The 22,793-nt window shown below is 63.9% G+C and carries 24 protein-coding genes and 1 tRNA gene; 12 read left to right on the top strand and 13 right to left on the bottom strand.

Annotated elements, in window-relative coordinates; all coding sequences use genetic code 11:
* The first annotated feature begins 162 nt into the window (after positions 1-162).
* Positions 163-372: a SlyX family protein gene (locus FJ951_RS04300; protein WP_140513732.1), complete on the top strand. Its 210-nt coding sequence runs from the start codon at positions 163-165 to the stop codon at positions 370-372.
* A gap of 18 nt (positions 373-390) precedes the next feature.
* Positions 391-777, top strand: a complete 387-nt coding sequence (locus FJ951_RS04295) for a hypothetical protein (protein WP_140513731.1) — start codon at positions 391-393, stop codon at positions 775-777.
* Here FJ951_RS04295 and FJ951_RS04290 read toward each other — a convergent pair.
* From FJ951_RS04290 to FJ951_RS04275, 4 genes are all read right to left on the bottom strand, one after another.
* Complete coding sequence (locus FJ951_RS04290) at positions 772-1,077, bottom strand: GNAT family N-acetyltransferase (RefSeq protein ID WP_246671680.1); 306 nt, start codon at positions 1,075-1,077, stop codon at positions 772-774. The two genes, FJ951_RS04295 and FJ951_RS04290, sit on opposite strands and share 6 nt — an antisense overlap.
* A 241-nt stretch (positions 1,078-1,318) precedes the next feature.
* Complete coding sequence (locus tag FJ951_RS04285) at positions 1,319-2,308, bottom strand: BMP family ABC transporter substrate-binding protein (protein ID WP_140496350.1); 990 nt, start codon at positions 2,306-2,308, stop codon at positions 1,319-1,321.
* 194 nt (positions 2,309-2,502) lie between these two features.
* Positions 2,503-2,820, bottom strand: a complete 318-nt coding sequence (locus FJ951_RS04280) for a hypothetical protein (protein WP_140513730.1) — start codon at positions 2,818-2,820, stop codon at positions 2,503-2,505.
* Positions 2,821-2,950: 130 nt separating this feature from the next.
* Complete coding sequence (locus FJ951_RS04275) at positions 2,951-3,700, bottom strand: hypothetical protein (RefSeq protein WP_246671679.1); 750 nt, start codon at positions 3,698-3,700, stop codon at positions 2,951-2,953.
* A 375-nt stretch (positions 3,701-4,075) separates the two neighbouring features.
* Between FJ951_RS04275 and FJ951_RS04270 the strand changes: the two genes are divergently transcribed.
* From FJ951_RS04270 to FJ951_RS04230, 9 genes are all read left to right on the top strand, one after another.
* Positions 4,076-4,165: transfer RNA gene (locus FJ951_RS04270), tRNA-Ser, on the top strand.
* Between the two features lie 260 nt (positions 4,166-4,425).
* Positions 4,426-4,650, top strand: a complete 225-nt coding sequence (locus tag FJ951_RS04265) for an alkylphosphonate utilization protein (RefSeq protein ID WP_140513729.1) — start codon at positions 4,426-4,428, stop codon at positions 4,648-4,650.
* A 418-nt stretch (positions 4,651-5,068) separates the two neighbouring features.
* Positions 5,069-5,158: a K(+)-transporting ATPase subunit F gene (gene kdpF, locus FJ951_RS04260; protein ID WP_015315765.1), complete on the top strand. Its 90-nt coding sequence runs from the start codon at positions 5,069-5,071 to the stop codon at positions 5,156-5,158.
* 22 nt (positions 5,159-5,180) lie between these two features.
* Positions 5,181-6,881, top strand: a complete 1,701-nt coding sequence (kdpA, locus tag FJ951_RS04255) for a potassium-transporting ATPase subunit KdpA (RefSeq protein WP_140513728.1) — start codon at positions 5,181-5,183, stop codon at positions 6,879-6,881.
* Positions 6,882-6,908: 27 nt separating this feature from the next.
* Positions 6,909-7,124, top strand: coding sequence for a hypothetical protein (locus tag FJ951_RS04250; RefSeq protein ID WP_140496344.1), 216 nt, complete (start codon positions 6,909-6,911; stop codon positions 7,122-7,124).
* On the top strand, positions 7,121-9,214 hold the full coding sequence (kdpB, locus tag FJ951_RS04245; RefSeq protein WP_140513727.1) for a potassium-transporting ATPase subunit KdpB: 2,094 nt from the start codon (positions 7,121-7,123) through the stop codon (positions 9,212-9,214). Before FJ951_RS04250 ends, kdpB begins: the two co-directional genes overlap by 4 nt.
* 12 nt (positions 9,215-9,226) lie before the next feature.
* Positions 9,227-9,796: a potassium-transporting ATPase subunit KdpC gene (kdpC, locus tag FJ951_RS04240; RefSeq protein ID WP_140513726.1), complete on the top strand. Its 570-nt coding sequence runs from the start codon at positions 9,227-9,229 to the stop codon at positions 9,794-9,796.
* A gap of 53 nt (positions 9,797-9,849) precedes the next feature.
* Complete coding sequence (locus FJ951_RS04235; RefSeq protein ID WP_140513725.1) at positions 9,850-12,582, top strand: sensor histidine kinase KdpD; 2,733 nt, start codon at positions 9,850-9,852, stop codon at positions 12,580-12,582.
* The gene (locus tag FJ951_RS04230) at positions 12,579-13,271 is read left to right on the top strand and encodes a response regulator transcription factor (RefSeq protein WP_140513724.1); all 693 of its coding nucleotides are present in this window, start codon (positions 12,579-12,581) and stop codon (positions 13,269-13,271) included. The genes FJ951_RS04235 and FJ951_RS04230 overlap by 4 nt, the downstream gene beginning before the upstream one ends.
* Positions 13,272-13,287: 16 nt before the next feature.
* Here FJ951_RS04230 and FJ951_RS04225 read toward each other — a convergent pair whose 3' ends face one another.
* From FJ951_RS04225 to FJ951_RS04185, 9 genes are all read right to left on the bottom strand, one after another.
* Entirely contained in the window at positions 13,288-14,724 is a 1,437-nt protein-coding gene (locus FJ951_RS04225) for an MFS transporter (RefSeq protein WP_140513723.1), read from the bottom strand.
* A 178-nt stretch (positions 14,725-14,902) separates the two neighbouring features.
* Positions 14,903-15,385 (bottom strand): DUF992 domain-containing protein, encoded by a 483-nt coding sequence (locus FJ951_RS04220; protein WP_140513722.1) that lies wholly within the window; start codon positions 15,383-15,385, stop codon positions 14,903-14,905.
* A gap of 73 nt (positions 15,386-15,458) precedes the next feature.
* Positions 15,459-16,466 carry a hypothetical protein gene (locus FJ951_RS04215; protein WP_140496337.1) on the bottom strand — a complete coding sequence of 336 codons (1,008 nt, stop codon included), beginning with the start codon at positions 16,464-16,466 and terminating at the stop codon, positions 15,459-15,461.
* A 9-nt stretch (positions 16,467-16,475) separates the two neighbouring features.
* Positions 16,476-17,486, bottom strand: coding sequence for a hypothetical protein (locus tag FJ951_RS04210; protein ID WP_140513721.1), 1,011 nt, complete (start codon positions 17,484-17,486; stop codon positions 16,476-16,478).
* Positions 17,487-17,901: 415 nt separating this feature from the next.
* Positions 17,902-18,378 carry a DUF992 domain-containing protein gene (locus FJ951_RS04205; RefSeq protein WP_140513720.1) on the bottom strand — a complete coding sequence of 159 codons (477 nt, stop codon included), beginning with the start codon at positions 18,376-18,378 and terminating at the stop codon, positions 17,902-17,904.
* A gap of 201 nt (positions 18,379-18,579) precedes the next feature.
* Positions 18,580-19,422: a tetratricopeptide repeat protein gene (locus tag FJ951_RS04200; protein ID WP_140496334.1), complete on the bottom strand. Its 843-nt coding sequence runs from the start codon at positions 19,420-19,422 to the stop codon at positions 18,580-18,582.
* Between the two features lie 141 nt (positions 19,423-19,563).
* The gene (rpsU, locus tag FJ951_RS04195) at positions 19,564-19,830 is read right to left on the bottom strand and encodes a 30S ribosomal protein S21 (RefSeq protein WP_010911429.1); all 267 of its coding nucleotides are present in this window, start codon (positions 19,828-19,830) and stop codon (positions 19,564-19,566) included.
* Positions 19,831-20,009: 179 nt separating this feature from the next.
* Positions 20,010-20,396: an SET domain-containing protein-lysine N-methyltransferase gene (locus FJ951_RS04190; protein ID WP_140513719.1), complete on the bottom strand. Its 387-nt coding sequence runs from the start codon at positions 20,394-20,396 to the stop codon at positions 20,010-20,012.
* A 111-nt stretch (positions 20,397-20,507) separates the two neighbouring features.
* The gene (locus FJ951_RS04185; RefSeq protein ID WP_140513718.1) at positions 20,508-21,266 is read right to left on the bottom strand and encodes an SDR family oxidoreductase; all 759 of its coding nucleotides are present in this window, start codon (positions 21,264-21,266) and stop codon (positions 20,508-20,510) included.
* 265 nt (positions 21,267-21,531) lie between these two features.
* Between FJ951_RS04185 and FJ951_RS04180 the strand changes: the two genes are divergently transcribed.
* Positions 21,532-22,785 carry a sarcosine oxidase subunit beta gene (locus tag FJ951_RS04180; protein WP_140513717.1) on the top strand — a complete coding sequence of 418 codons (1,254 nt, stop codon included), beginning with the start codon at positions 21,532-21,534 and terminating at the stop codon, positions 22,783-22,785.
* Positions 22,786-22,793: the final 8 nt, after the last annotated feature.

Genomic DNA, 22,793 nt, shown 5'->3' with positions numbered 1-22,793 from the left:
AAATGCCTAGCATGACGCTCCGCCCGTGCCAATTGGTCGGAGCAGCGTCCACTCTCGACAAATCCCGGCGCGCTTGTCAATTTGGAACGTGGCCGAAGCTCTCATATTCGCTAATATGGGCAAGCCGATTTGACGCTGCGGCGCAACGCCTGAGGACTTCGCATGACCATGCCCGCCGACCGGCTGACGACGCTGGAGATCCGCTCCGCCGAGCAGGAGAAGACCATCGAGGAGCTGTCCGGCCAGATCGCCGAGCAGTGGAAGGTGATCGAGCGCATGCAGCGCAAGCTCGACGCGCTGACCGACCGCTTCCTGGCGCTGGAGGAACAGGCGGCACCCGACGTGCCGGTGACCAAACCGCCGCACTGGTAGGGAAGGGAAGCGGGAGCGATGGCCACCGATCGCATCGCAAGAGCCGGCGACTACGTGCTTGGCCTGATGAACGATGCGCAACGCCAAAGGGCCGAGCGCGATCTGGAGGTCGACCCCGCCTTTCGCGATGCGGTGGTCCAGCTTGCCGAGCGCATGCATATTTTCGACCGCGCCGAACCTTCCGGCGACGATCGCTGGCGGCTGATCTCGCAACGCATCGCCGAACTGCCGCAGATGCGCTCGCCCGGCGATGACGAGGCGAAACTTTCGGTGGTAATCCGCAAGCTGGAACGCCAGCCCTACGGCGTGGGCGTGCCCGCGCTCGGCGGCGCCCGGCGCGGCGCGGTCATCGCCATCTTGCTGATCGCGGTTTTCGCGCTCGGTCATCTGGTGGGCCAGCTATAGCCGAAGCTCGCGCACCATTAGCAGCATTGGATGACCGTCCTGTTCAAACGGCTCGACGACTACCCAACCGAGCCCAGCATAGAAATCACGCGCTTCCCACGTATAGAGATAGAGTCGCTCCGCACCGATTGACGCCGCATGTGCTTCGATGGCCCGGACCAGTGCGCCACCGATCCCTTTGTTGCGGTGGTTGCGATCCACGACCAAGCCGGCAAGCCATGGCGTCAGGTCGTGCGAAGGTTCCAATTCGTGGCGAACCAGCAGGCATGTGCCAACCGATACTTCGCCGATCCGGGCCACAAGCGCCGTCTCGAAGCCGTCCCGGCCAACAGCCTGCGGAGCCCGGCGGCATCCTCGTCCGGCGTCCTTGCGCTACCCTCGAAAAAGGCGGCAACCCGCAATCGTGCCATCGCCTCGACGTCGCTTTCGGTCATGGGTTCTATCATCGGCGCCACTCTTGCCTCGGTGCATGTCATCAAGGTCTTCCAAAAACAAAACCGCCGGGACAAGGCCCGGCGGTTCGAAACTTAGTGCTTACCGATCAATACGGGCAGGCGTTGTCGGCGGTGTAGTCGTGCACCTCGACCTTGCCGGCGATGATGTCGGCCTTGGCCTTCTCGACCGCCGCCTTCATCTCGTCGGTCACCAGCGCCTTGTTGTTGTCGTCCATGGCGTAGTCGACGCCGCCTTCCTTGAGGCCGAGATTTTCGACGCCACCCTTGAAGGTGCCGTTCTTGCCGTCCATGAAGGCGGTGTAGACGGCAACGTCCACGCGCTTCAGCATCGAGGTCAGAACCTTGCCGGGCTGGAGGCCGTTCTGGTTGGAATCGACACCGATGCCGAGCTTGCCGGCATCAGCCGCCGCCTGCAGCACACCGACGCCGGTGCCGCCGGCGGCCGCATAGACCACGTCGGAACCCTGGTCGATCTGCGTCTTGGCGATCTCGCCGCCCTTGGCCGGGTCATTCCAGGCGGCCGGCGTGTCGCCGGTCATGTTCTGGATGACGTCGGTCGCGCCTGCCGATTTGGCGCCGCCGACATAGCCGCATTCGAACTTGCGGATCAGCGGAATGTCCATGCCGCCGACGAAGCTCACCTTCTTCGTCTTGGAGGCCATCGCCGCCATGATGCCGACGAGATAGGAGCCTTCGTTCTCCTTGAATACGAGCGAGCGGACATTGGGCAGGTCGACGGCATCGTCGATGATGGCGAAGTTGAGGTCAGGATATTCGGTCGCGACCTTCTTAAGCGCATCCTCCCAGGCGAAGCCGGCCATGACGATCGGGTTGTGGCCGTCCTCGGCGAAGCGGCGCAACGCCTGCTCGCGTTGCGAAGCGTTGGACACTTCGAACTCGACATAGGGGACGCCGGTCTCGGTCTTGAACTTTTCGGCGCCATGGTAGGCCGCCTCGTTGAAGGATTTGTCGAACTTGCCGCCGAGATCATAAAGGATGGCCGGCTGCACATCCGCGGCGAAAGCCGGAAGAACCATTGCAGTTGCGGCCAGAAGGCCGAGAACGATACGTTTCATGTGATCCACACCCTGTCGGTTATTTTTTTCCGTTACGCCCCGCCCGCCTGCCCGGTTCTGCGGCATGCGCGCGACGTCAGCCAGGAGTGTATATTCCCCTCCCGCTCAGCGGCAATCTGGCACGGCCCGAAACAAAATTCACGTGGAATTTTGACCTTTTGGAAAAGCATGGCGGGGTGCGATGCCCGTGCCCTTCAGGCGAACTGCCCGGTGCGCCGCTGCCGCCTGTAGCCGATGGCATAGAGCAGCAAGGCCAGCACCGCGAACACGGCAAAGCCCGGCTGGTTGAGCACCCAGGCGATGGCGCCGTCCCATAGCAGCGGGCCGGCCTTGGCGCGAACGAAGCTTTCAAAGGCGGCGCGCGTGTCGGGCGACACGGCCAGCCAGCTTGCATTGAGCGGGGTCAGCACCAGTGCCGAGGCGGCCACCGTGCGTGTCGTGTCAAGCACCGCCATGATGACCGAAATCGACAGCGCGACCATGGCCGCGAGACGAAAGACGAAGCGAAACATCAGAGACCTTTCCCCTGGCCGATCCTCAACATCTTCCCGAGGATCTCCGGCGGTGTTCCGAAATGAGAAATAGAGCGCATGGGCCCCGTTCGCAATCACGGCACGCGAATTGAATCGCGGCCGACGCAGCCTAGCCGGCCGGCCTGCGCTTGCGCCGGTTGGCGAGCCAGACGGCGAGAATGCCGCCGGCAATGGCGCCGACCACCAACCCGGCCAGGCCGATGAACGCGGCGAAGTAGCCGCACGCACCCTCGAAGCAACTCACGTCGGTGACTTCGGCGATGAGCGAACCGGCCAGGAAACCGCCCACCGCGCCGACGACCGCGCCGAGGATGATGCCGAGCAGCGCGGCGACAATGGAAACGAAGACCGACGGCGCTTCGGCTCGCGGCTTGGCATAAACGGTCTCGGCGCCGGAGCCGCGGCGCAACAGGTAGATGCAAAGCAGGCCGATGGCGATCTCGGCGGCGGTGATGGCCAGGCTTCTGGCGGAGAAGACGAAGCCCGGCACGGCAAGTGCGTAAGCGTGACTTGCCAGCAGCCACATGATCGTGGCGGCCTGCCAGATGGTGAAGTGGCTGGGGAAGCGCGCCGAACGGCCGAAGGCGAGGCCGAGTAGGTAAAGTCCCCATAGGATGGTGATGACGTCGGCGACGAGCCCGCTGAAGAGGAAATAGAAAACGGCGTTCGGCAGGCCTGAACTCCCCACCAGCCACAAGGCCGACGCCAGCCAATAGACCGACAGGGCCATGACGATAACGAGCCAGCCCACCGGGACATAGGAAAGTCCGCTGTCGGGATGTCGGGCCGGGACCTTTCCCTCGGCCGGTGGCTGTCCCTTGTCCGGCGTACCGCCCGGAATTCCGCTGCTCGACGCCATGTCTCGACGATGCCCCCCGCAAAGCCTTTCGGACACTCGACAGGCCGCTCGGGACGAAGTCAAGCGCGGCTGGCCTCGCAGCCTTGCCCGTGCACATCATCAAGCAGCGATTGAAGTGGCGGGACTCCAAACGGATGTGCCGGCGGCCCCCATGAACGCCGTGTGGCCGGCAAAGCGAATTGACCGCCGTTATGGCTTGGCATTCGGCGCCGGATCGACTAGATGAGCCCCGCGCCTGTTGCTTCGACGGCTCAGGTGCGGGCAGGGCGTCCGCTGGTTGGCGGCGCCCGGTGCGGGCAGTTCCGCACGCATCCCCAAAGGGAGAGCATCTCCCCAACCCGCGCGGCGAAACCGGCCGACGCGAAAGGCAAGGACGGAGAGGTGGCCGAGTGGTTGAAGGCGCACGCCTGGAAAGTGTGTTTACGGGAAACCGTAACGCGGGTTCGAATCCCGCTCTCTCCGCCACCCTGCTTCGCTCTTCGAGCTTCGCAGGATTGGCTCAATCGACAGCGCGAAGCAGGATGCCCTCCGAAGCTTCAGCGTAGGAGGGCAGGGTCATCAACCTTGCCGACCGGCTTGCACGATTAAAAAAGCAGCTGTTAGTTTCGAGCGCTTTGGGAAGCGCGTCGAGTGATCCTTGGGCATTCTATGAACACGCCGCCCCCGACCCGGTTTTGGAATTCCCGGTGATCTGGTAATGGGTGATCCCGACCACAGGAGATGGCATGCCGGACGATGTAATGGTGCGCGACAGCAACGGCGCTCAGTTGAGTGACGGCGATTCCGTTACGCTGATCAAGGACCTCAAGGTCAAGGGCACTTCGGAGACGATCAAGCGCGGCACGTTGGTGAAGAACATTCGCCTTAACGGTAATCCCGGTGAGATCGAATGCAGTACCAGGCAAGTGAAGGGCCTGGTGCTCAAAACCGAGTTCGTAAAGAAGGCGTGACCCTCAAGGCGGTCGAGCCGCAGGGGTAGAATGCGTTTACCGGCGGCGAGCCGTTTCGTCGGCCAACCTGTTACCCCTTACGACTGACGATATCGCTGGAGCGCCAGGACGCGTTCACCACTTCCAATTCATCCGCCGAAAATCTTTATAAAATTCCTATTTCTTTCCGCTTTGCCCCGTCTCGAACCTTTATGGCGATCGGGTCCATATTCCGCTTTGAGAAAAACGTCGGACGCCGTCACCCAAGTGGGCGGGGCGTTCTCACGTAATCGCCAAGCTGCTTCGAGCGGGCGCAAAGTGGAAAAATCAAAGCAAGGACAAGCACAATGGACATCATTGTTCTCGGGATCGGGGTTTTGTTTTTCGCCCTCTCCTTTGCCTACGTCAAAGCCTGCGACAGAATTTGAGCGATCGGGCCATGCTTGTCGATTACATCCTCGGTGGCGGCGTGACGTTGTTCCTGCTCGCCTATCTGACATACGCCCTGATCCGCCCGGAACGCTTCTGACCGGCGCACGGAAAGCCACATCATGACTATCAACGGATGGATACAGATCCTTCTCTATTGCGGGATCCTGGTTTTGCTCGTGAAGCCGCTGGGCGGCTACATGCATCGCGTCTTCACCGGCGACCGCACCTTGCTGTCGCCGGTGCTCGGCCCCGTCGAGCGGGCCCTTTACCGCCTGGCTGGAACCGGCGACCAGGAGCAGCACTGGACGGGTTATGCCGCCGCCATGCTGTTGTTCAACCTTGCCGGTTTCCTGGCGCTCTATTTCCTGCAGCGCCTGCAAGGCGGCCTGCCCTACAACCCGGCCGGCATGAGCGCGGTCGAGCCGGGGCTCGCCTTCAACACCGCCGCCAGTTTCATGACCAATACCAACTGGCAGAACTACGGCGGCGAGAGCACGATGTCCTATCTCGTGCAGATGGCCGGCCTCACCGTGCAGAACTTCCTGTCGGCGGCCACCGGCATCGCCATCGCCATGGCGCTGATCCGCGGCTTTGCCCGCGCTTCCGGCAAGTCGATTGGGAATTTCTGGGTCGATATGACCCGTGCCACGCTCTACGTGCTTTTGCCGCTCTGCGTCGTGCTCACCCTGGTCTATGTTTGGCTCGGCATGCCGCAGACGCTGGGAGCCTATGTCGACGCCACCACGCTCGAAGGCGTGCAGCAGACCATCGCCGTCGGGCCGGTCGCCTCGCAGATCGCCATCAAGATGCTCGGCACCAATGGCGGCGGCTTCTTCAACGCCAATGCCGCGCATCCCTTCGAGAATCCGGACGCCATCTCCAACCTGATCCAGATGCTGTCGATCTTCGCCATCGGCGCGGCGCTCACCAACGTCTTCGGCCGCATGGTCGGCAACCAGCGCCAGGGCTGGGCGATCCTGGCCGCTATGGGCGCGCTGTTCATCGCCGGGGTCGCGGTCTGCTATTGGGCGGAAGCCGCGGGCAATCCGCTGGTCCATGCGCTGGGCATTGACGGCGGCAACATGGAAGGCAAGGAAACCCGCTTCGGCATCGCGCTTTCGGCGCTGTTCGCGGTCATCACCACGGCGGCTTCCTGCGGCGCGGTCAACGCCATGCATGACAGTTTCACCGCGCTCGGCGGCATGATCCCGCTCATCAACATGCAGCTCGGCGAAGTCATCGTCGGCGGCGTCGGCGCCGGCTTCTACGGAATGCTGATGTTCATCCTCATCGCCGTCTTCGTCGCCGGCCTGATGGTCGGGCGCACGCCCGAATATCTGGGCAAGAAGATCGAGGCCAAGGAGGTCAAGATGGCGATGCTGGCAATCCTGTGCCTGCCGCTGGCGATGCTGACCTTCACGGCCATCGCGGTGGTCCTGCCGAGCGCCGTGGCATCGATCGCCAATGGCGGTCCGCACGGCTTCTCCGAGATCCTCTACGCCTATACGTCGGCGGCGGCGAACAACGGCTCGGCCTTCGGCGGCCTCACCGGCAACACGCCCTGGTACAACATCACGCTGGGCCTCGGCATGCTCATGGGCCGCTTCCTGGTCATCATCCCGGCGCTCGCCATCGCCGGCTCGCTGGCGGCGAAGAAGACCGTGCCCGCCTCGGCCGGCACCTTCCCGACCGACGGCCCGCTGTTCGTCGGGCTGCTGGTCGGCGTCATCGTCATCGTCGGCGGCCTGACCTTCTTCCCGGCACTCGCCGTCGGACCGATCGTCGAGCATCTGGCCGCCATCCACGGGCAGACATTCTGAGACGGAAGTGTCCTGGCTGAAACGGAAATGTCCTGGTTCAACAACAGGCATCGCAACGATCGCCATCCCGCCGACAACGGAAAGGAGGAACGGCCTCCTCCTTTCCCCACCATGTCGACATTCCTCGGCATCGCCGCCGTCATGATCGTTCTGTGGTTGCTGGCCTACGGGCTTCCGCATCTTCTTTCGGCATCCGATCGCTCGGTGCCGCTCACCAACACCGAAGCTGGAGCTTCAAAATGAGCCAGTCAAAATCAGCGAGCATCATGGATGCCGGCATCCTATGGCCCGCCATCGGCGGCGCCTTCAGAAAGCTGAACCCACGCACATTGGCCAGGAACCCGGTAATGTTCGTCGTTGCCGTCGTCTCGGCGCTGACATCAGTGCTTTTCGTCAAGGACCTCGCCAGCGGCGGCGGCAATCTCGGCTTCACCATCCAGATCATCATCTGGCTGTGGTTCACCGTGCTGTTCGCCAACTTCGCCGAAGCCGTCGCCGAAGGCCGCGGCAAGGCGCAGGCCGATTCGCTGCGCAAGGCGCGCACCGAGACCCAGGCCAAGCTCCTGACCGGCGAGGACCGGACGAAATTCAAGCTGGTGCCCGGCACCAGCCTGAAGGTGGGCGACGCCGTGCTGGTCGAGGCCGGCGACATCATCCCCTCCGACGGTGAGGTGATCGAAGGCGTGGCTTCGGTCAACGAGGCGGCGATCACGGGCGAATCGGCGCCTGTCATTCGCGAATCCGGCGGCGACCGCTCCGCGGTCACCGGCGGCACGCAGGTGCTCTCCGACTGGATCCGCGTGCGCATCACCGCCGCCGCCGGCCACACCTTTCTCGACCGCATGATCTCGCTGGTCGAGGGCGCCGAGCGCCAGAAGACCCCGAACGAGATCGCGCTCAACATCCTGCTGGTCGGCATGACGCTTATCTTCGTGCTGGCCACCGCTACCATCCCGAGCTTCGCTTCCTATTCGGGGGGCTATATCCCGGTCACGGTGCTCGTCGCTTTGTTCGTGACCTTGATCCCGACCACTATCGGTGCGCTTTTGTCGGCCATCGGCATCGCCGGCATGGACCGTCTGGTGCGCTTCAATGTGCTCGCCATGTCCGGCCGCGCCGTCGAAGCGGCCGGCGACGTCGACACGCTTTTGCTCGATAAGACCGGCACGATCACGCTCGGCAACCGCCAGGCGACCGAATTCCGGCCGGTGAAGGGCGTCACCGAGCAGGAACTGGCCGACGCGGCGCAGCTTGCCTCGCTCGCCGACGAAACACCGGAAGGCCGCTCGATCGTCGTGCTGGCCAAGGAGAAATACGCCATCCGCGCCCGCGACATGGCGACACTGCACGCCACCTTCGTGCACTTCACCGCGCAAACCCGCATGAGCGGCGTCGACATAGACGGCTCCTCCGTGCGCAAGGGCGCGGTCGATTCCGTGCTCGGCCATGTCAACCAGACGACATCAGCCAGCCACGCAACGCGCCCGAACAGCGATACGATCAGGGATTTGCAGGCGATCGCCGACGAGGTCGCCAAATCGGGCGGCACGCCGCTTGCGGTGGAGCGCGACGGGCGCCTGCTCGGCATCGTGCACCTCAAGGACATCGTCAAGGGCGGCATCCGCGAGCGCTTCGCCGAGCTGCGCAGCATGGGCATACGCACGGTGATGATCACAGGGGACAATCCGATGACGGCGGCGGCCATCGCGGCAGAAGCCGGCGTCGACGACTTCCTTGCCCAGGCGACGCCGGAGGACAAGCTGAAACTGATCCGCGACGAGCAGGCCAAGGGCAAGCTGGTCGCCATGTGCGGCGACGGCACCAACGACGCGCCGGCCCTTGCCCAGGCCGACGTTGGCGTCGCCATGAACACCGGCACGGTGGCGGCGCGCGAGGCCGGCAACATGGTCGACCTCGACAGCGATCCGACCAAGCTGATCGAGATCGTCGAGATCGGCAAGGCGCTGCTGATGACGCGCGGTTCGCTGACCACCTTCTCCATCGCCAATGACGTGGCCAAGTACTTCGCCATCATCCCGGCCATGTTCGCCGTGTTCTACGTCGCACCCGGCCACACCACAGGTCCGCTGCAGGCGCTCAACATCATGCATCTGGCGACGCCGCAGAGCGCCATCCTGTCGGCCATCATCTTCAACGCGCTGATCATCATCGCGCTGATCCCGCTGTCGCTGCGCGGCGTCAAATACCGGGCAATCGGCGCCGGGGCGCTGCTCAGCCGCAACCTGCTCGTCTACGGCCTCGGCGGCATCATCGTGCCGTTCGCCGGCATCAAGATTATCGACATGGCCGTCACGGCCCTCGGCCTTGCATAAGGGATCACTCCGATGCTCAAGCAAATCAGACCCGCGATCGTCATGATAGTCTTCTTCACCGTGCTGACCGGGCTCATCTATCCCCTCGGCATGACCGGCATCGCCCAGGCGCTGTTCCCGAAACAGGCCAATGGCAGCCTGATCGAGAAGGACGGCAAGGTGGTCGGTTCCGAACTGATCGGCCAGGCCTTCGCCAGCGAACGCTATTTCCACGGCCGGCCATCGGCCGCCGGCAATGGCTACGACGCCGGCGCCTCCAGCGGCTCGAATCTGGGTCCGTCCAACCCCAAGCTGATCGAGCGCATCAAGGGCGACGCGGCGAAGTTGAAGGCCGAAAACCCCAATGCGCCGGTTCCGATGGGCCTTTTCACGACATCGGGCAGCGGGCTCGATCCCGACATCAGCCCCGAGGACGCTTCTTTCCAGGTTCCGCGTGTCGCCAAGGCAAGGGGCATCGATGAAGCCAAAGTCAAGGCGCTCGTCGACAGCCATGTCGAGGACCGGGAGCTCGGCGTGCTGGGCGAGCCGGTGGTCAATGTGCTGGCCCTTAACCTCGCATTGGACGACACAGCCAAGCAATGAAGAACAGCGCCGGGGATCGACACCGTCCCCCGCGCCGTTCAAACTGGATGCCGATGCCGGACGACAGAAGCAACGTCGAAAACAGACCTTCCCCCGACGCGCTGCTCGAGCATGCCGAGCGCGAGGGCCGCGGGCGTCTGCGCATCTTTCTGGGCGCGGCACCGGGCGTCGGCAAAACCTATGAAATGCTGATGTCGGGACGCGCCAGGCTGGCCGACGGCATCGACGTGGTGATCGGCGTGGTCGAGACGCACGGCCGCAAGGAAACCCTGGCCCTCGTCGAGGGCTACGAGGTCATTCCGCGCCGCCCGGTCGAATACAAGGGACGCACCCTCGACGAGATGGACATAGACGCCATCCTGGCACGCCGCCCGGCACTGGTCCTGGTCGACGAACTCGCCCATACAAACGCGCCCGGCAGCCGTCACCCCAAGCGCTATCTCGACGTGCAGGAAATCCTGGCGCGCGGCATCGACGTCTACACGACGCTCAACATCCAGCATGTCGAAAGCCTGAACGACGTCGTCGCCCAGATCACGCGGGTCAGGGTGCGCGAGACGGTTCCCGATTCCATCATCGACCAGGCCGACGACGTCGAAATCATCGATCTGACGCCCGACGACCTGATCAAGCGGCTGGAGGAAGGCAAGGTCTATTTCCCCAACACCGCCCAGCGCGCCATCGAGAACTATTTCTCGCCCGGCAACCTTACGGCGCTGCGCGAGCTGGCGCTGCGCCGCACCGCCCAGCGTGTCGACGAACAACTGCTCAACCACATGCAGTCCCATGCCATCCAGGGCCCATGGGCGGCGGGGGAAAGGGTGCTCGTTTGCCTCGACGCGCGTCCGGGCGGGGCGGCGCGCGTGCGCTATGCGCGCAGGCTGGCCGACAGGCTCCGTGCGCCATGGACTGCGCTTCATGTCGACACCCCCCGTTCGGCCGCCATGTCGGAAGAAGAGAAGGACAGGCTGGCGAACCATCTGCGCCTCGCCGAGCAGCTCGGCGCCGAGGTGACGACCATTCCGGGCCAGAACGTCGCGCAGGACATCGTGCGCCATGCGACGGCGAACAATTTCACCCATATCGTAATCGGCAGGCCGACCCGGTCGCGCTGGCGGGAATTGATCGAGGGCTCGCTCACCTATGATTTGATCCGCAATGCCGGCGACATCAGCGTCCATGTCATCTCGGGAACCGAGCGCGATACCGACGCAGCATCGAGAAAGGTCAGGACGGCGGCCGAGCAGCGGCCGTTCCAGATATGGCCGTATCTGTTCGCCACGGCCTATGTCGCGGGCTCGCTGGCCGTCGGCACGGTTCTCGATCAGTTCCTCGACGTGCGCAATCTGGCGATCGTGCTGCTGCTGGCGGTACTGACATCGGCGGTGACGTTCGGACTGTGGCCGGCCTTGTACGCCTGTTTCCTGAGCGCCCTTGCCTTCAACTACTTCTTCCTCGAGCCGCGCTACACGCTGACGATCAGGGATCCCGAGAGCATCGTTGCGTTTGCCGTCTTCCTCGTCGTTGCCGTCATCGCCAGCAACCTGACGGCGCGCGTGCAGCGTCAGGCCGCCGCCGCCCGCTCACGGGCGCGGGCCACGGAGGATATCTATCTGTTTTCCAAGAAGCTTGCCGGCGCCGGTACGCTCGACGACGTCCTGTGGGTCACGGCCTTCCAGATCGCCTCGATGCTGAAATTGCGGGTGGTGCTGCTTTTGCCCGAAAACGGCGCCATCACCGTCAAGGCGGGCTATCCGCCCGACGACACGCTGGCCGAGGCCGACATCGCCGCCGCCCGCTGGGCCTGGGAGCACGACCGCGCCGCCGGCCGCGGCGCCGATACGCTGCCCGGTGCGAAGCGGCTGTATCTGCCGCTGCGCACCGGGCGCACGGCGGTCGGCGTGGTCGGCCTCGACAACGACAAGCAGGGTCCGCTGCTGACGCCCGAGCAGCAGCGGCTGCTCGACGCGCTGGCCGACCAGGCAGCGGTCGCCATCGAGCGCATCCAGCTCGTCGCCGATGTCGACCGTGCCAAGCTCGCGGCCGAAGCCGACAGGCTGCGCTCGGCGCTGCTGACCTCCATCTCCCATGATCTGAAGACGCCGCTCGCCGCCATCATGGGCGCGGCCGGCACCCTCAGGGAGTTCGCGCCTGATCTACCCGAGCAGGACCGGACCGAGCTGTTGTCGACGGTGGTCGACGAAGCGGAACGGCTGAACCGCTTCATCGCCAATCTGCTCGACATGACCAAGATCGAATCCGGTGCGATGGAGCCGAACTATGCGCTGCACTATGTCGGCGACGCCGTCGGCACCGCGCTCGATCGCGCCCGCAAGATCACCAGCGAGCACAAGATCGAGGTCGATATTCCGCCCGACCTGCCGATGCTGAGGCTCGACCCTGTGCTGTTCGAGCAGGTCCTGTTCAATCTGCTCGACAATGCGTCGAAATATTCGCCGCCCGGCTCGACGATCCGCCTGCAGGGCTGGACCGACATCGGCTCCGTCGTGCTTCAAATCATGGATGAGGGATTGGGCATCCCTCCGCAGGATCTTGAGCGCGTGTTCGATACTTTCTACCGGGTGCGCAAGGGCGACCAGGTGCGCGCCGGCACCGGGCTCGGCCTGTCGATCTGCCGCGGCTTCATCGAGGCGATGGGCGGCACGATCTCGGCCGCCAACCGGACCGACCGTTCGGGTGCTGCCTTCACCATCAGGATGCCGGTGCCGGCGGAGTTGCCCAACATCGGCAATCGCATCGGCTCCAGCACGGATCAGACTCGATGACCAATTCGAACGTCAGGATACTGGTCGTCGATGACGAGCCGCCGATCCGCAAGTTGCTCCGGGTCGGCCTCGCCAGCCAGGGCTACGCGGTCAGCGAGGCGCCGAACGCCAAGGCGGCTATCGAGCTGATGGTGCAGGAAAAACCGGATCTCGTGCTGCTCGACCTAGGCCTGCCCGGCATGAGCGGCCATGAACTGCTGCGCAAATGGCGCGACGACGGCTTCGACATGCCGGTGGTCATTCTCTCCAGCCGCACCGACGAGGCCGGCATCGTCGACGCGCTCGAACTCGGCGCCGACGATTACATCACCAAGCCGTTCGGAATGAACGAGCTGGTGGCGCGCATCCGTGTGGCACTGCGGCACAGGTTCCAGCAGCAGGGCGAGAGGCCTGTATTCCAAACCGGAGATCTTTCCGTCGACCTGGTCAAGCGCATCGTCAAGGTCGGGGGCAAGGAGGTGAAGCTGTCGCCCAAGGAATACGATATTCTGCGCATTCTCGTGCAGTATGTGGGCAAGGTTCTCACGCACCAGTTCCTGCTGAAGCAGGTGTGGAACGATTCGACCGACGTGCAGTATCTGCGGGTCTATGTCCGGCAGTTGCGGCAGAAGATCGAGAAGACGCCGGACCAGCCGCGCTACATCACCACCGAGACCGGCGTCGGCTACCGCCTGCGCGAGGTCGAATGAGCGTTGCCTGGCCTGATTAGCCGACAGCTTCCGGCAGCCGGTTCGCGGTCGTCGATGTGCGCAGGGCGGCGAGGCAGCCAATGATGCCGAGCGGCACGAAGGCGAGGAACAGCCAGGTTGCCACATCAGCCGCCGCGTCCCGGTTCAGGCCTTGCGAGAAGCCGCTGGCATTGGCGACGATGCCGGCAAGGGCGGCACCCACCGCATAGCCGATGCGCTGCATGGTCGGCACCGCGGCCGAGGCGATGGTCTGCTCATCTTCCGGCGCGGAGGCCACGATGACGCGCGTCAGGAACGGCCAGGCAACGCCGAAGCCGCCACCCTGCAAAAGGGCGCATACCAGGATCAGCGGGATCGAGCCTGCCGGGATGGTGTAGGCGAAACCAGCCAGGCCGGTGGCGATCATCAGGGCGCCGATGACGATGATCAATCTCTCACGCTCCTGTGGCGCGTTGGCGACAAGGATCGACAGGATCGACCAGGCGATCGATTCGGCGGCGATGATGTAGCCGGTGGTCAGGAGCGGAACGTGGTGCAGCGTGGTCAGAAGCAGCGGGCCGTAAATGGCAAAGGAACAGGTCGCCACCGAGAAGGCGGCGACCATGGTCATGCCGCTGCCGACCGGCGTGCGCCACGAGAACAGCTGCGAGGGGAAAAGCCGCGATTTCGGCTTCAGCGCATCGATACGGAAAAACAACACAAGCCCGACCAGGCCGAGCACCATCAGCAGCGATGAGCGCAGAAGGGCGATGTCGACGCCCGCCGAGGCGATCAGCCCGACGGCGACGGCAAGGCAGCCAAGCGCTATGAGCGGGAAGGGTGGTGCCTTGCCCGCGCCGGCACTAGGCCTCGTCGCTTCCGGCGTGTCGAGCACGACGAAGCTCGCCAGCGCCATCGCCGCACCGCCGAACACGAAGATGCCGAACGCCCAGCGCCATGACAGAAGCTCTGTCATGATCGCGCCAAGCATCGGCCCGCTGAAGGCGGCGACGCCCCAGATCGCCGACATGATACCGAAAAGCTGCGGCCAGATGGCCCGCGGAAACAGGCGCTCCACCGAGACAAAAGCCAGCGACACCAGCGCGCCGCCGCCCAGGCCCTCGATCAGGCGCCCGGCCAGGAACAATTGCATCGAGGGCGCGGTGGCGCAGATCAGCGCGCCGGCCGCGTAAAGCAGCGCCGCGACCACCATGTTGGTGCGCAGCGCCACATAGCTGACCAGCCGTCCGGCCGCGGCACCGGCGACGATGGCGCCCAGTTCATAGATCGCCAGCGACCAGCCGACGAGCTGCACGCCCGCCAGTTCGCCGATCATGGCGGGCATGACGGTCGCCACCATCGTCTCGTTGGTGGCGTGCAGCAGGATGCCGAGGCTGATGAAGCAGAAGCGCGCGAGGTCGCCGCTCGCCCACAATGCGCGCCAGTCGACCCTGTTTGTGCTGATGTCGGTCACTTCGGTCCCTCGAATTTCATATCCCGATGCAAACGCATGGCGCCAGGAGCCGGCTCGGGGGTCCGGCAGGACCATGGTCGGATGGGTTTGTAGAACCTCAACCAAGCTTGAGCTCAAGCGATTTTTTGGACATGTTCGTGGATGCCCGCATCCCTGGCCGGCCGGCATCGCCGGCCAATCAGTTCTCCGTGCTGCGCAGCTGGAACTGGCTGACACCGATGGCGAAATTGATGCCGGTCTGGGTCTGCAGGCTGAGCGGCTGCAAGGTGAAGGACTGCGAGGAGCCGCCAACCAGCAGATTGGCCCCGGCGCCGACGGTTGCCGTCACCTCGGCGCTGGCGCCGACATAGTCGCCGGCCAATGCGCCCGGCGCGTAGATGTTCTTCAGCGGCGTCAGCACCAGCCATCGCATCACCGCCTGCTTGGTCGTGCCGATGTCGAGGCCGTATTTGTTGACGGCACCGAAATAAGCTTCCGGCGCGAAAGTCTTGTCGGCAGGGGTGAAGGTGCAGCTCAGATCCTTGCTCGAGCCGAAGATGAAGCCGGTGCCGCCCGATATGGCGCATTCAAGCGTGCCGAGCTCGATGCCCTGGTCCTGTGCCTGGGCCAAGGCGGGGCTGGCAATGGCAACGATGGCAGCAAGGATCATTTTGCGTGTCATGGGCCCCTCGTGCATTCGCTGCAGCCATCTTTGAGGAGCAGATGACACTGCTTCGCGAGCGAAGGATGCCAGGTCAGTGCACGGGGTCCGGTCGGTGATCGTCGGGCTTTGGCCGGCAACCGTCTATGGCGGGATGTATCGTCCACTGGTTCTGAGGCTCCTGCTGGGATGCGACGGTCAATGGCGATCCTGCCGTCTCAACGGCTTCACACCAGCGCGCGGGGCTGCCGTCGGGAACCGGGGATTCGTTCCAGCTGCCGTTCCAGGTGCCGATCTTCTGACAGTGCTTGATGGGATGGATTTCGTTCCAGCCGTCATGTGCCGAATCGTAGACCCACGTTCCCTTGACGAACAGGATGTCCGCGCCGCGGCGCGTCGGATCGTTGACGTGAAGATCGCCGAGATTCTCGTCGAGATCCGTCGGATTGGCTGTGTCGAGCAGGCCGACTATGCCGCCTATGATGACGATGACCGCCGCGATGAGCGACAGGACCGCGCAGGCGATCCAGCCGAAGAAGGGAATGGCGCAAGCAACCGCGGCGGCCGTGGCGACTGGAATTGCCGCAAGGCAGGCTATCATGAGGTCGTAGACGCCGGCGCCTTCGAACTCGCAATGCAGCACCGCGGTCGGGTCGTCATTGGCCCATTGGCGCGCTTCCTGACCTTTCCAGTCGAGGCCCGCGCCCTGGATCGCAGGCGTGTTGGCGATCAGGCGTCCAAACGGCGCTATCTTTTCGGCCGTTGCCTGGTTGGTGAATTCGACGACATTGCCCGGCACCAGATTAAGACTGTAGTCGGTGTCGAACCGGTCCAGTCCCGACTTCTCCTCCGGCGGATCGACCTTGAGCAGCCAGCCCACCGCGCATTCGTCGCCACCGAGACAGATCAGCCGGTCGTACAGCCACCAGCGGCAATAGGCCAATATGGCCGCAAGCGCCACCAGCATGGCGGCCGGTCCGGGAAGGGCGCCCACAAGGATGAGCGGCAAAGCGACCACGGCCGCCGCAATGATCATCTGCCCGTATTGTTTGCCGTGGTGATTTCCGACCGATACGCATTTGGTGTAGTGCCGATAAGCCATGGCGACCCCCTATCGCTCGACATAGAGCGTCACGCCGCCGGCGAGGCCGCGGGCCGAGAAAGCATGAACGTTGATTGCCTTACGGCCGGTGAAACCGGCTGGCGGTTCAATATTGACAGTGACGGGGATTTCCTCACCCGGGGCAAGGTCCGCTTGTGCGGGCTCGAACGTGACAAGCCAGCCGGCGGGCAAAGGATGCGATTGACGGGTGTGGCCGACAGGCACTGCCGCGATGGTGCCGGGGAAGGTGCGCAAGGGCCGGCGACGCGGCCTCGGGCGAGGGCGCGGCTCACAGACCGGCAATTCAGGAAGGGAATAGGCATCGGCCTCGAGACGAAATCCCATCCTCTCCCGCTCGCCATTGCGCAGGCGAAATTCAAATCTTGCGGGCGAATGGGCGACACCGACGGTGGTGTTGTCCTGGCCTAGGTTGTTGTTCGGGTTCGCATCGTCGAGCCAGTCGAGCAGGACCTGGATGCAATAGTGACCAGGCGCTGCCGGAGTTCGCCATTTGACCGACGCGAAAGCCGGATGGTTGGCCCCGCCCTTGACGCCGAGATCGGTCCTGGTCTCATCGATCCAATGCGACACCGTGCCGATGCCGAAACTCAGATAGGAGAATTTCACCGGCAGATCGACGACCGGGGCCTCGGTCGAGTTGTTCCAGATACGGGCGACGATTTCATATTCGGTGTCGGGCGCCAGCATATGTGGTGCGACAGGATTGCCGCCGCTTCGGATCTCGATGTCGGGGTTGTCCCATGTGACGGCGAGGCCCTGGCCCATCAAATAATGCTGCGCGTAGATCAGGGGATCCGGGCGTTTGTAGGCGGGGTCGCTGATCTTGACGCAACGTTGCGGCCCGCTTCGGTCCAACCGATCGGGGAGCTTCATTCTTTCGCAGAGCAATCTGGCGAGGGCGCAGATCCGGGCAGCGATCTGGCGCAGGTTCGATGGCCACTCGGTGAACGCGTCGGCGAGCGCGTTCAGGAAATCCAGTACTTTGGGGAGCGGGTTCATGGCCAGTCCGCGGCCATTTCGTCAACGTCGCTGTCGACGCATGAAAAACCAGACAGCGGCAATCAAGAATGGTGCGAGTATCAGAAGAAGTTCGAAGGATCCCGACCCGCCATCGGGCGAAAATCCGAATAACTGCTCGATGAAATCCATCACGGCCTCCGGCAGCTGCAACAAAATTGCATTCGACGATGTCTTTACATCTGCCGGAGCTCGCGCGCATTTTCGCGCAGAGCCAGCAACATTTCCGGTTGGTAGCACAGAACGAGCAAGTCTTCCATCGGCAATAATTTCGATCTGCTAGCTTGGCCTGGTCACAGCAGTTCGCAAATGCAAAGCGCGCGGCGGAACCAAGTCCACCGCGCGCTATTTTGATCATCGCGCGGTTGCCGTCCGTGCCGAGAAGATCAACGTGCCGTTACTTGAGAGAGTGGATCAGCTCAAGCGAGGTCACGGCAACGGCCAGGTTGACGCCGGTCTGAGCCTGGACGCTGAGCGGCTCCAGCATGAAGGCGCTGTCGAAGCCGCCGACCAGCAGATTGGCGCCGCCGCCGGTCACTACGCTCGCCTCGGCATTGACGCCGTAGTAGCTGCCGGCAAGGTCACCCGCGTCGCGGTCACGGGTCGCCGCCAGTACGGCCCATACCAACTGGCCCTGGTGCGTCTGGCCGACGTCGACGCCGAGCTTGGAGATGACCCCGGTGTAAATTTCCGGCGCCCCGTGATGGGAAGGACGGAAGACGCAGGACACACCCTTGTTGGAGGTCACGATATAGGCGGTGCCGCCGTCGATGGTGCAGTCGAGCGTGCCGAGCTGCAATCTGCCGGCGCTTGCCGGTGCGACAGGGAACATGGTCGTGACGAGCGCAGCGGCGCAGACGAGTTTCTTGATCATGGGAGGTCCTTTCGCAAAACGCTTCAAAGTAACGGCTGGGGGGCCAGACCGTTCCGCTGAAACCTTGGCGCGAACAAGGCAGGCGATCACGGCTTGCAGCGGGGTCAGCGCGCGGTTGCCGGATTGATGGCGATCTGCGGCGATACGTGTCCTTTCGGACACGCATCCGACGCGTGTGGGCTTGGCCGGCCTTGCCTGATGTCAGCTGACGCGGGCGAGGCCATCCTTGGCCGGCTGGTAGGTGGGATCGAGCCGAACGGCTTCGCGGTAGGACTTGGCCGCCTTGGCCTTGTCGCCGCGCCGCTCGTAGATCAGCGCCTGGTTGGACCAGGCCTCGGCGTTCTTGCCGTCGAGCTTGATGGCCATGTTGAAATCGGAGAAGGCATTGTCCTCGTCATTGGTGGCGAGGTAGGAAAGGCCGCGGCCATTATACGGCTCGGCGGCGTCCGGGGCCAGCGAGATGGCGGTCGAGAAATCCTCGATAGCGAATTTGTGCTGGCCCTGGCTCTGATAGATCAGGCCCCGATTGTGATAGGCGCGGGCATCGGTCGTGTCGAGCTGGATCGCCTTCTGGAAATCGTTGAAGGCTTCCTGGGTGCGGCCGGCCTTCCGGTAGAGATTGCCGCGGCCGATATAGGCGGCATCGTAGTTGCCGTTGATCTGGATCGAGCGGTTGTAGTCCGCCAGCGCTGCTTCCTGATTGCCGAGGAAGCGCTGGATGAGCGCACGGTTCGAATAGGCCTGGTAGAAATTCGGGTTAAGCTGGATGGCCTGGTTGAAATCCTTGAGCGCCGCCTGGTACTGGCCGCCCCGGCCATAGGCCGAGCCGCGCACATTGTAGCCTTCAGGATCCTGCGGATTGCGCTGAATCACCGCCGACAGCGATGAGATGTTCTCGCTCGACCCTTGCGCCTTGTCGATGTTGTTGAACTCGCCGGTCGGGCCCGAGGTCTGGCAGCCGGCAAGCATCAATCCGGAAAGCAGGGCTGTCGCCAGGGCAAAGCCACGAAATGTGGTTTTGCTCTCCACGCTGATTGCGTTCATGTCTGCCCTGTCCTCACTTGCCGCGTCATTCAGGTCCGGATCCCCCCTCCGGGCCGGGTCACATCAAAATAAAAAGGTGGCGGCGATTCCGCATCGCGCCACCCCTGGTATCCTTCGAAAAGGACGAAATATAGGCGTTAATCAGCGCGGCGGACGCGCTGCACCGGCGGCACCGCCGGCAGCCACCGGACGCGGCGTCATCGGCAGCAGGCCTTCGCGCTGTGCGCGCTTGCGGGCCAACTTGCGGGCGCGGCGAACGGCTTCGGCCTTTTCACGGGCGCGCTTCTCGGAAGGCTTCTCGTAGTGACCGCGCATCTTCATTTCGCGGAAGATGCCTTCGCGCTGCATCTTCTTCTTGAGAGCGCGAAGCGCCTGATCAACATTGTTGTCGCGGACGAGTACCTGCACGGGCAATCCTGTCTTTCGGGTTTGATATCAACAGGCAAGCGGCCATAGCCACTAGCCTCCGCGGCGATTTACACCACGAATTGTGGCGGCTGATAGCAGAATCACGCCGCGCTGTCCACAGCCGAAATGAACGGAGGCGGCCAATTCGCCCAGCGGGCGCTCGCAAGATAGGCAGCCAACTACGCGGTGGCCAGATGCAACCGCTCAAAATCCTCGAAGAATTCGCCATAGTCGCAGGTTATCTCTTCGCCGGCCGCTATGTCGCGGGTCGCGGTTGCCCCGCCATATTGCGAAAAGTCCGTGTTCGGCGTCGCCGAATGGTTCATGAAGCGGCCATTGTCGACCTCATAGACCATGAAGCCGGGCCGGTCGGGGCTGGGATAGGCGTAGCGGTCGAGCAGTTCCCTGAGATGCGAGGGTGCCGCCTGGTATTTTTCCAGCGGGATCAGCCGGTCGAAATCCGGGTCGAGCCGCCAGATCGAGGCGCCTTTCCTGATCGGCTCGGCGGCGAACACGCCGACGCCCTCGATTGCGCTTTGGGCGACATAGGTTTTGATCAGCAGCATGGTTCCGGCCCGTTTCCAAGGAGAGAACGGAATCGTCAATTCGAGCCCAAATGCAAGCCCGGATTGCGACATCGCGGCCCGCGTTGATCCGCATGCCGGCGCCGAAACCGCTCACGTCCGGTTGATCGACACGCCGCCGTCGGCGAACAGTGCGGTTCCGGTGGTGAAGCTCGACGCCTCGGAGGCAAGATAAAGCGCCGAGCGGGCGATCTCTTCCGGCCGGGCCATCCGCTTCAAGGCATGGATGCCTTCGACGAACGTGCGGGCCTCGGGCGTGGTTGTGGTCGCGCCGGGCGTGTCTGTGCCGCCTGGCAGCAGTGCGTTGACGCGCAACCCCTTCGGCCCGTACTCGGCGGCCAGCACTTGCGTCAGGCCGATCAGGCCGGCCTTGGCCGCGGCGTAGGCCGCCATGCCTGGCATGCCGGCGGTATAGCCGACGAAGCTGGAGGTGAAGACCAGCGATCCGCCGCCACGCTCCAGCATCGCCGGTATCTGATGCCTGGCGGCCAGATAGGCGCTGGTCAGATTGGTATCCATCGTGTCGTGCCACGACGCCGGCGGCAGGTCCGGCAGCGGCGCCATCATGCCGACAGCGCCGGCATTGTTGAATGCAATGTCGAGACCACCGAAGCTGCCGGTGGCAAGATCGACCACCGCCTTCGCATAGGCTTCGTCCCTGACGTCGCCGGCAAGAGCGAGCGCAGTGCCGCCGGTTTCCACGATCTCCTCGACAAGCCTATCGAGCTCGGCCTGACGGCGCGCGGCGGCGACGACTTTGGCTCCTTCCTCGGCAAAGAGCTTTGCAGTGGCGCGGCCGATGCCGGAACTGGCGCCAGTGACGATGGCGATCTTGTTGGCGAGTGCGAGCATGTTTCTGTCATCCTTCCGCTAAGCCGGCCTTGCCGGCGGTCGGATGCGTCGTCGCAAATGAGCATGGCCGCAGCCACCCGAAAGCTGCGAACCCGCCGATTTTCCCTGGCCTCGCACGCCGCGGCCGGTTGCGGCGCAAAACGGCAAGAGCCGTCGCAAACAGCGCAAGGGTGGCAGCGCTGTTTCGCTAGTGATACACCTCGCGCGCCGGGGGAAATTGCTAGCCCGGCCGCAAATCCGCGAGACTTTGGCGCGAGGCTGGAACGTGAAGAAATACTCTGTATTCGCCATCGCGCGTGAGGCCATGCGCGGCCACAAGGGCTGGGAGGAGCAATGGTCCTCGCCGGAGCCGAGGAAGGAATACGACGTCGTCATCGTGGGCGCCGGCGGCCATGGCCTGGCTACCGCCTATTATCTCGCCACCGTGCACGGCATCACCAATGTCGCGGTGCTGGAGAAGGGCTGGCTCGGTGGCGGCAATACCGGCCGCAACACCACCATCATCCGCTCCAACTACCTCTATGACGAGAGCGCCGGCATCTACGACCATGCGCTGAAATTGTGGGACGGGCTCAGCCAGGAGCTCAATTACAACGTCATGTATTCGGCGCGCGGCGTCATGATGCTGGCGCACAATGTGCACGACATCCAGGTGCTGAAGCGCCATATCCACGCCAACCGGCTGAACGGCATCGACAATGAATGGCTCACACCCGAGCAGGCGAAGGAATTCTGCCCGCCGCTCAATATTTCCAGGGATGCGCGCTACCCGGTCGTCGGTGCCGCCTTGCAGCGGCGCGGCGGCACGGCGCGCCATGACGCGGTCGCCTGGGGGTATGCGCGCGGCGCCTCGGCGCGGGGCGTGCACATCATCCAGAATTGCGAGGTCACCGGCGTCAAGCGGGCGGCCAATGGCGCGGTCACCGGTGTCGAGACGACGCGCGGCTTCATCGGCGCCAAGAAGGTCGGCGTGGTCGCGGCCGGCCATTCCTCGGTCATTATGAACATGGCCGGCGTGCGAATGCCGCTGGAAAGCTATCCGCTGCAGGCGCTGGTGTCGGAGCCGGTCAAGCCTGTCGTTCCCTGCGTGGTGATGTCGAACACGGTGCATGCCTATATCTCGCAGTCCGACAAGGGCGAACTGGTGATCGGCGCCGGCACCGACCAGTACGTCTCCTACTCGCAGACCGGCGGCCTGCACATATTACAGCATACGCTGGACGCAATCTGCGAGATGTTCCCGATCTTCACGCGCATGAAGATGCTGCGCTCCTGGGGCGGCATCGTCGACGTCACGCCCGACCGCTCGCCGATCCTGGCCAAGACGCCGGTGCCCGGCCTCTACGTCAATTGCGGCTGGGGCACGGGCGGCTTCAAGGCGACACCCGGCTCCGGCCATGTCTTTGCCCACACCATCGCCAGGGACGATCCGCATCCGATCAACGCGCCCTTCACCATCGAGCGGTTCCGCACCGGCCGGTTGATCGACGAGGCGGCGGCGGCGGCGGTGGCGCATTGACGATGACT

Origin of the sequence: Mesorhizobium sp. B2-2-3 (assembly GCF_006442405.1) — a bacterium.
In the GTDB taxonomy this organism is placed as follows: Bacteria; Pseudomonadota; Alphaproteobacteria; order Rhizobiales; family Rhizobiaceae; genus Mesorhizobium.
The sequence above is the reverse complement of the archived record's forward strand: the minus strand, read 5'-3'. Positions and strand labels throughout refer to the sequence as shown.

Bases quoted from the DNA above. Each gene is read 5' to 3' on its own strand.
- FJ951_RS04300 (WP_140513732.1), top strand. From the start codon at position 163: ATGACCATGCCCGCCGACCGGCTGACGACGCTGGAGATCCGCTCCGCC.
- FJ951_RS04295 (WP_140513731.1), top strand. From the start codon at position 391: ATGGCCACCGATCGCATCGCAAGAGCCGGCGACTACGTGCTTGGCCTG.
- FJ951_RS04285 (WP_140496350.1), bottom strand. From the start codon at position 2,308: ATGAAACGTATCGTTCTCGGCCTTCTGGCCGCAACTGCAATGGTTCTT.
- FJ951_RS04280 (WP_140513730.1), bottom strand. From the start codon at position 2,820: ATGTTTCGCTTCGTCTTTCGTCTCGCGGCCATGGTCGCGCTGTCGATT.
- FJ951_RS04275 (WP_246671679.1), bottom strand. From the start codon at position 3,700: ATGGCGTCGAGCAGCGGAATTCCGGGCGGTACGCCGGACAAGGGACAG.
- FJ951_RS04265 (WP_140513729.1), top strand. From the start codon at position 4,426: ATGCCGGACGATGTAATGGTGCGCGACAGCAACGGCGCTCAGTTGAGT.
- kdpF (WP_015315765.1), top strand. From the start codon at position 5,069: ATGCTTGTCGATTACATCCTCGGTGGCGGCGTGACGTTGTTCCTGCTC.
- kdpA (WP_140513728.1), top strand. From the start codon at position 5,181: ATGACTATCAACGGATGGATACAGATCCTTCTCTATTGCGGGATCCTG.
- FJ951_RS04250 (WP_140496344.1), top strand. From the start codon at position 6,909: ATGTCCTGGTTCAACAACAGGCATCGCAACGATCGCCATCCCGCCGAC.
- kdpB (WP_140513727.1), top strand. From the start codon at position 7,121: ATGAGCCAGTCAAAATCAGCGAGCATCATGGATGCCGGCATCCTATGG.
- kdpC (WP_140513726.1), top strand. From the start codon at position 9,227: ATGCTCAAGCAAATCAGACCCGCGATCGTCATGATAGTCTTCTTCACC.
- FJ951_RS04235 (WP_140513725.1), top strand. From the start codon at position 9,850: ATGCCGGACGACAGAAGCAACGTCGAAAACAGACCTTCCCCCGACGCG.
- FJ951_RS04230 (WP_140513724.1), top strand. From the start codon at position 12,579: ATGACCAATTCGAACGTCAGGATACTGGTCGTCGATGACGAGCCGCCG.
- FJ951_RS04220 (WP_140513722.1), bottom strand. From the start codon at position 15,385: ATGACACGCAAAATGATCCTTGCTGCCATCGTTGCCATTGCCAGCCCC.
- FJ951_RS04215 (WP_140496337.1), bottom strand. From the start codon at position 16,466: ATGGCTTATCGGCACTACACCAAATGCGTATCGGTCGGAAATCACCAC.
- FJ951_RS04210 (WP_140513721.1), bottom strand. From the start codon at position 17,486: ATGAACCCGCTCCCCAAAGTACTGGATTTCCTGAACGCGCTCGCCGAC.
- FJ951_RS04205 (WP_140513720.1), bottom strand. From the start codon at position 18,378: ATGATCAAGAAACTCGTCTGCGCCGCTGCGCTCGTCACGACCATGTTC.
- FJ951_RS04200 (WP_140496334.1), bottom strand. From the start codon at position 19,422: ATGAACGCAATCAGCGTGGAGAGCAAAACCACATTTCGTGGCTTTGCC.
- FJ951_RS04190 (WP_140513719.1), bottom strand. From the start codon at position 20,396: ATGCTGCTGATCAAAACCTATGTCGCCCAAAGCGCAATCGAGGGCGTC.
- FJ951_RS04185 (WP_140513718.1), bottom strand. From the start codon at position 21,266: ATGCTCGCACTCGCCAACAAGATCGCCATCGTCACTGGCGCCAGTTCC.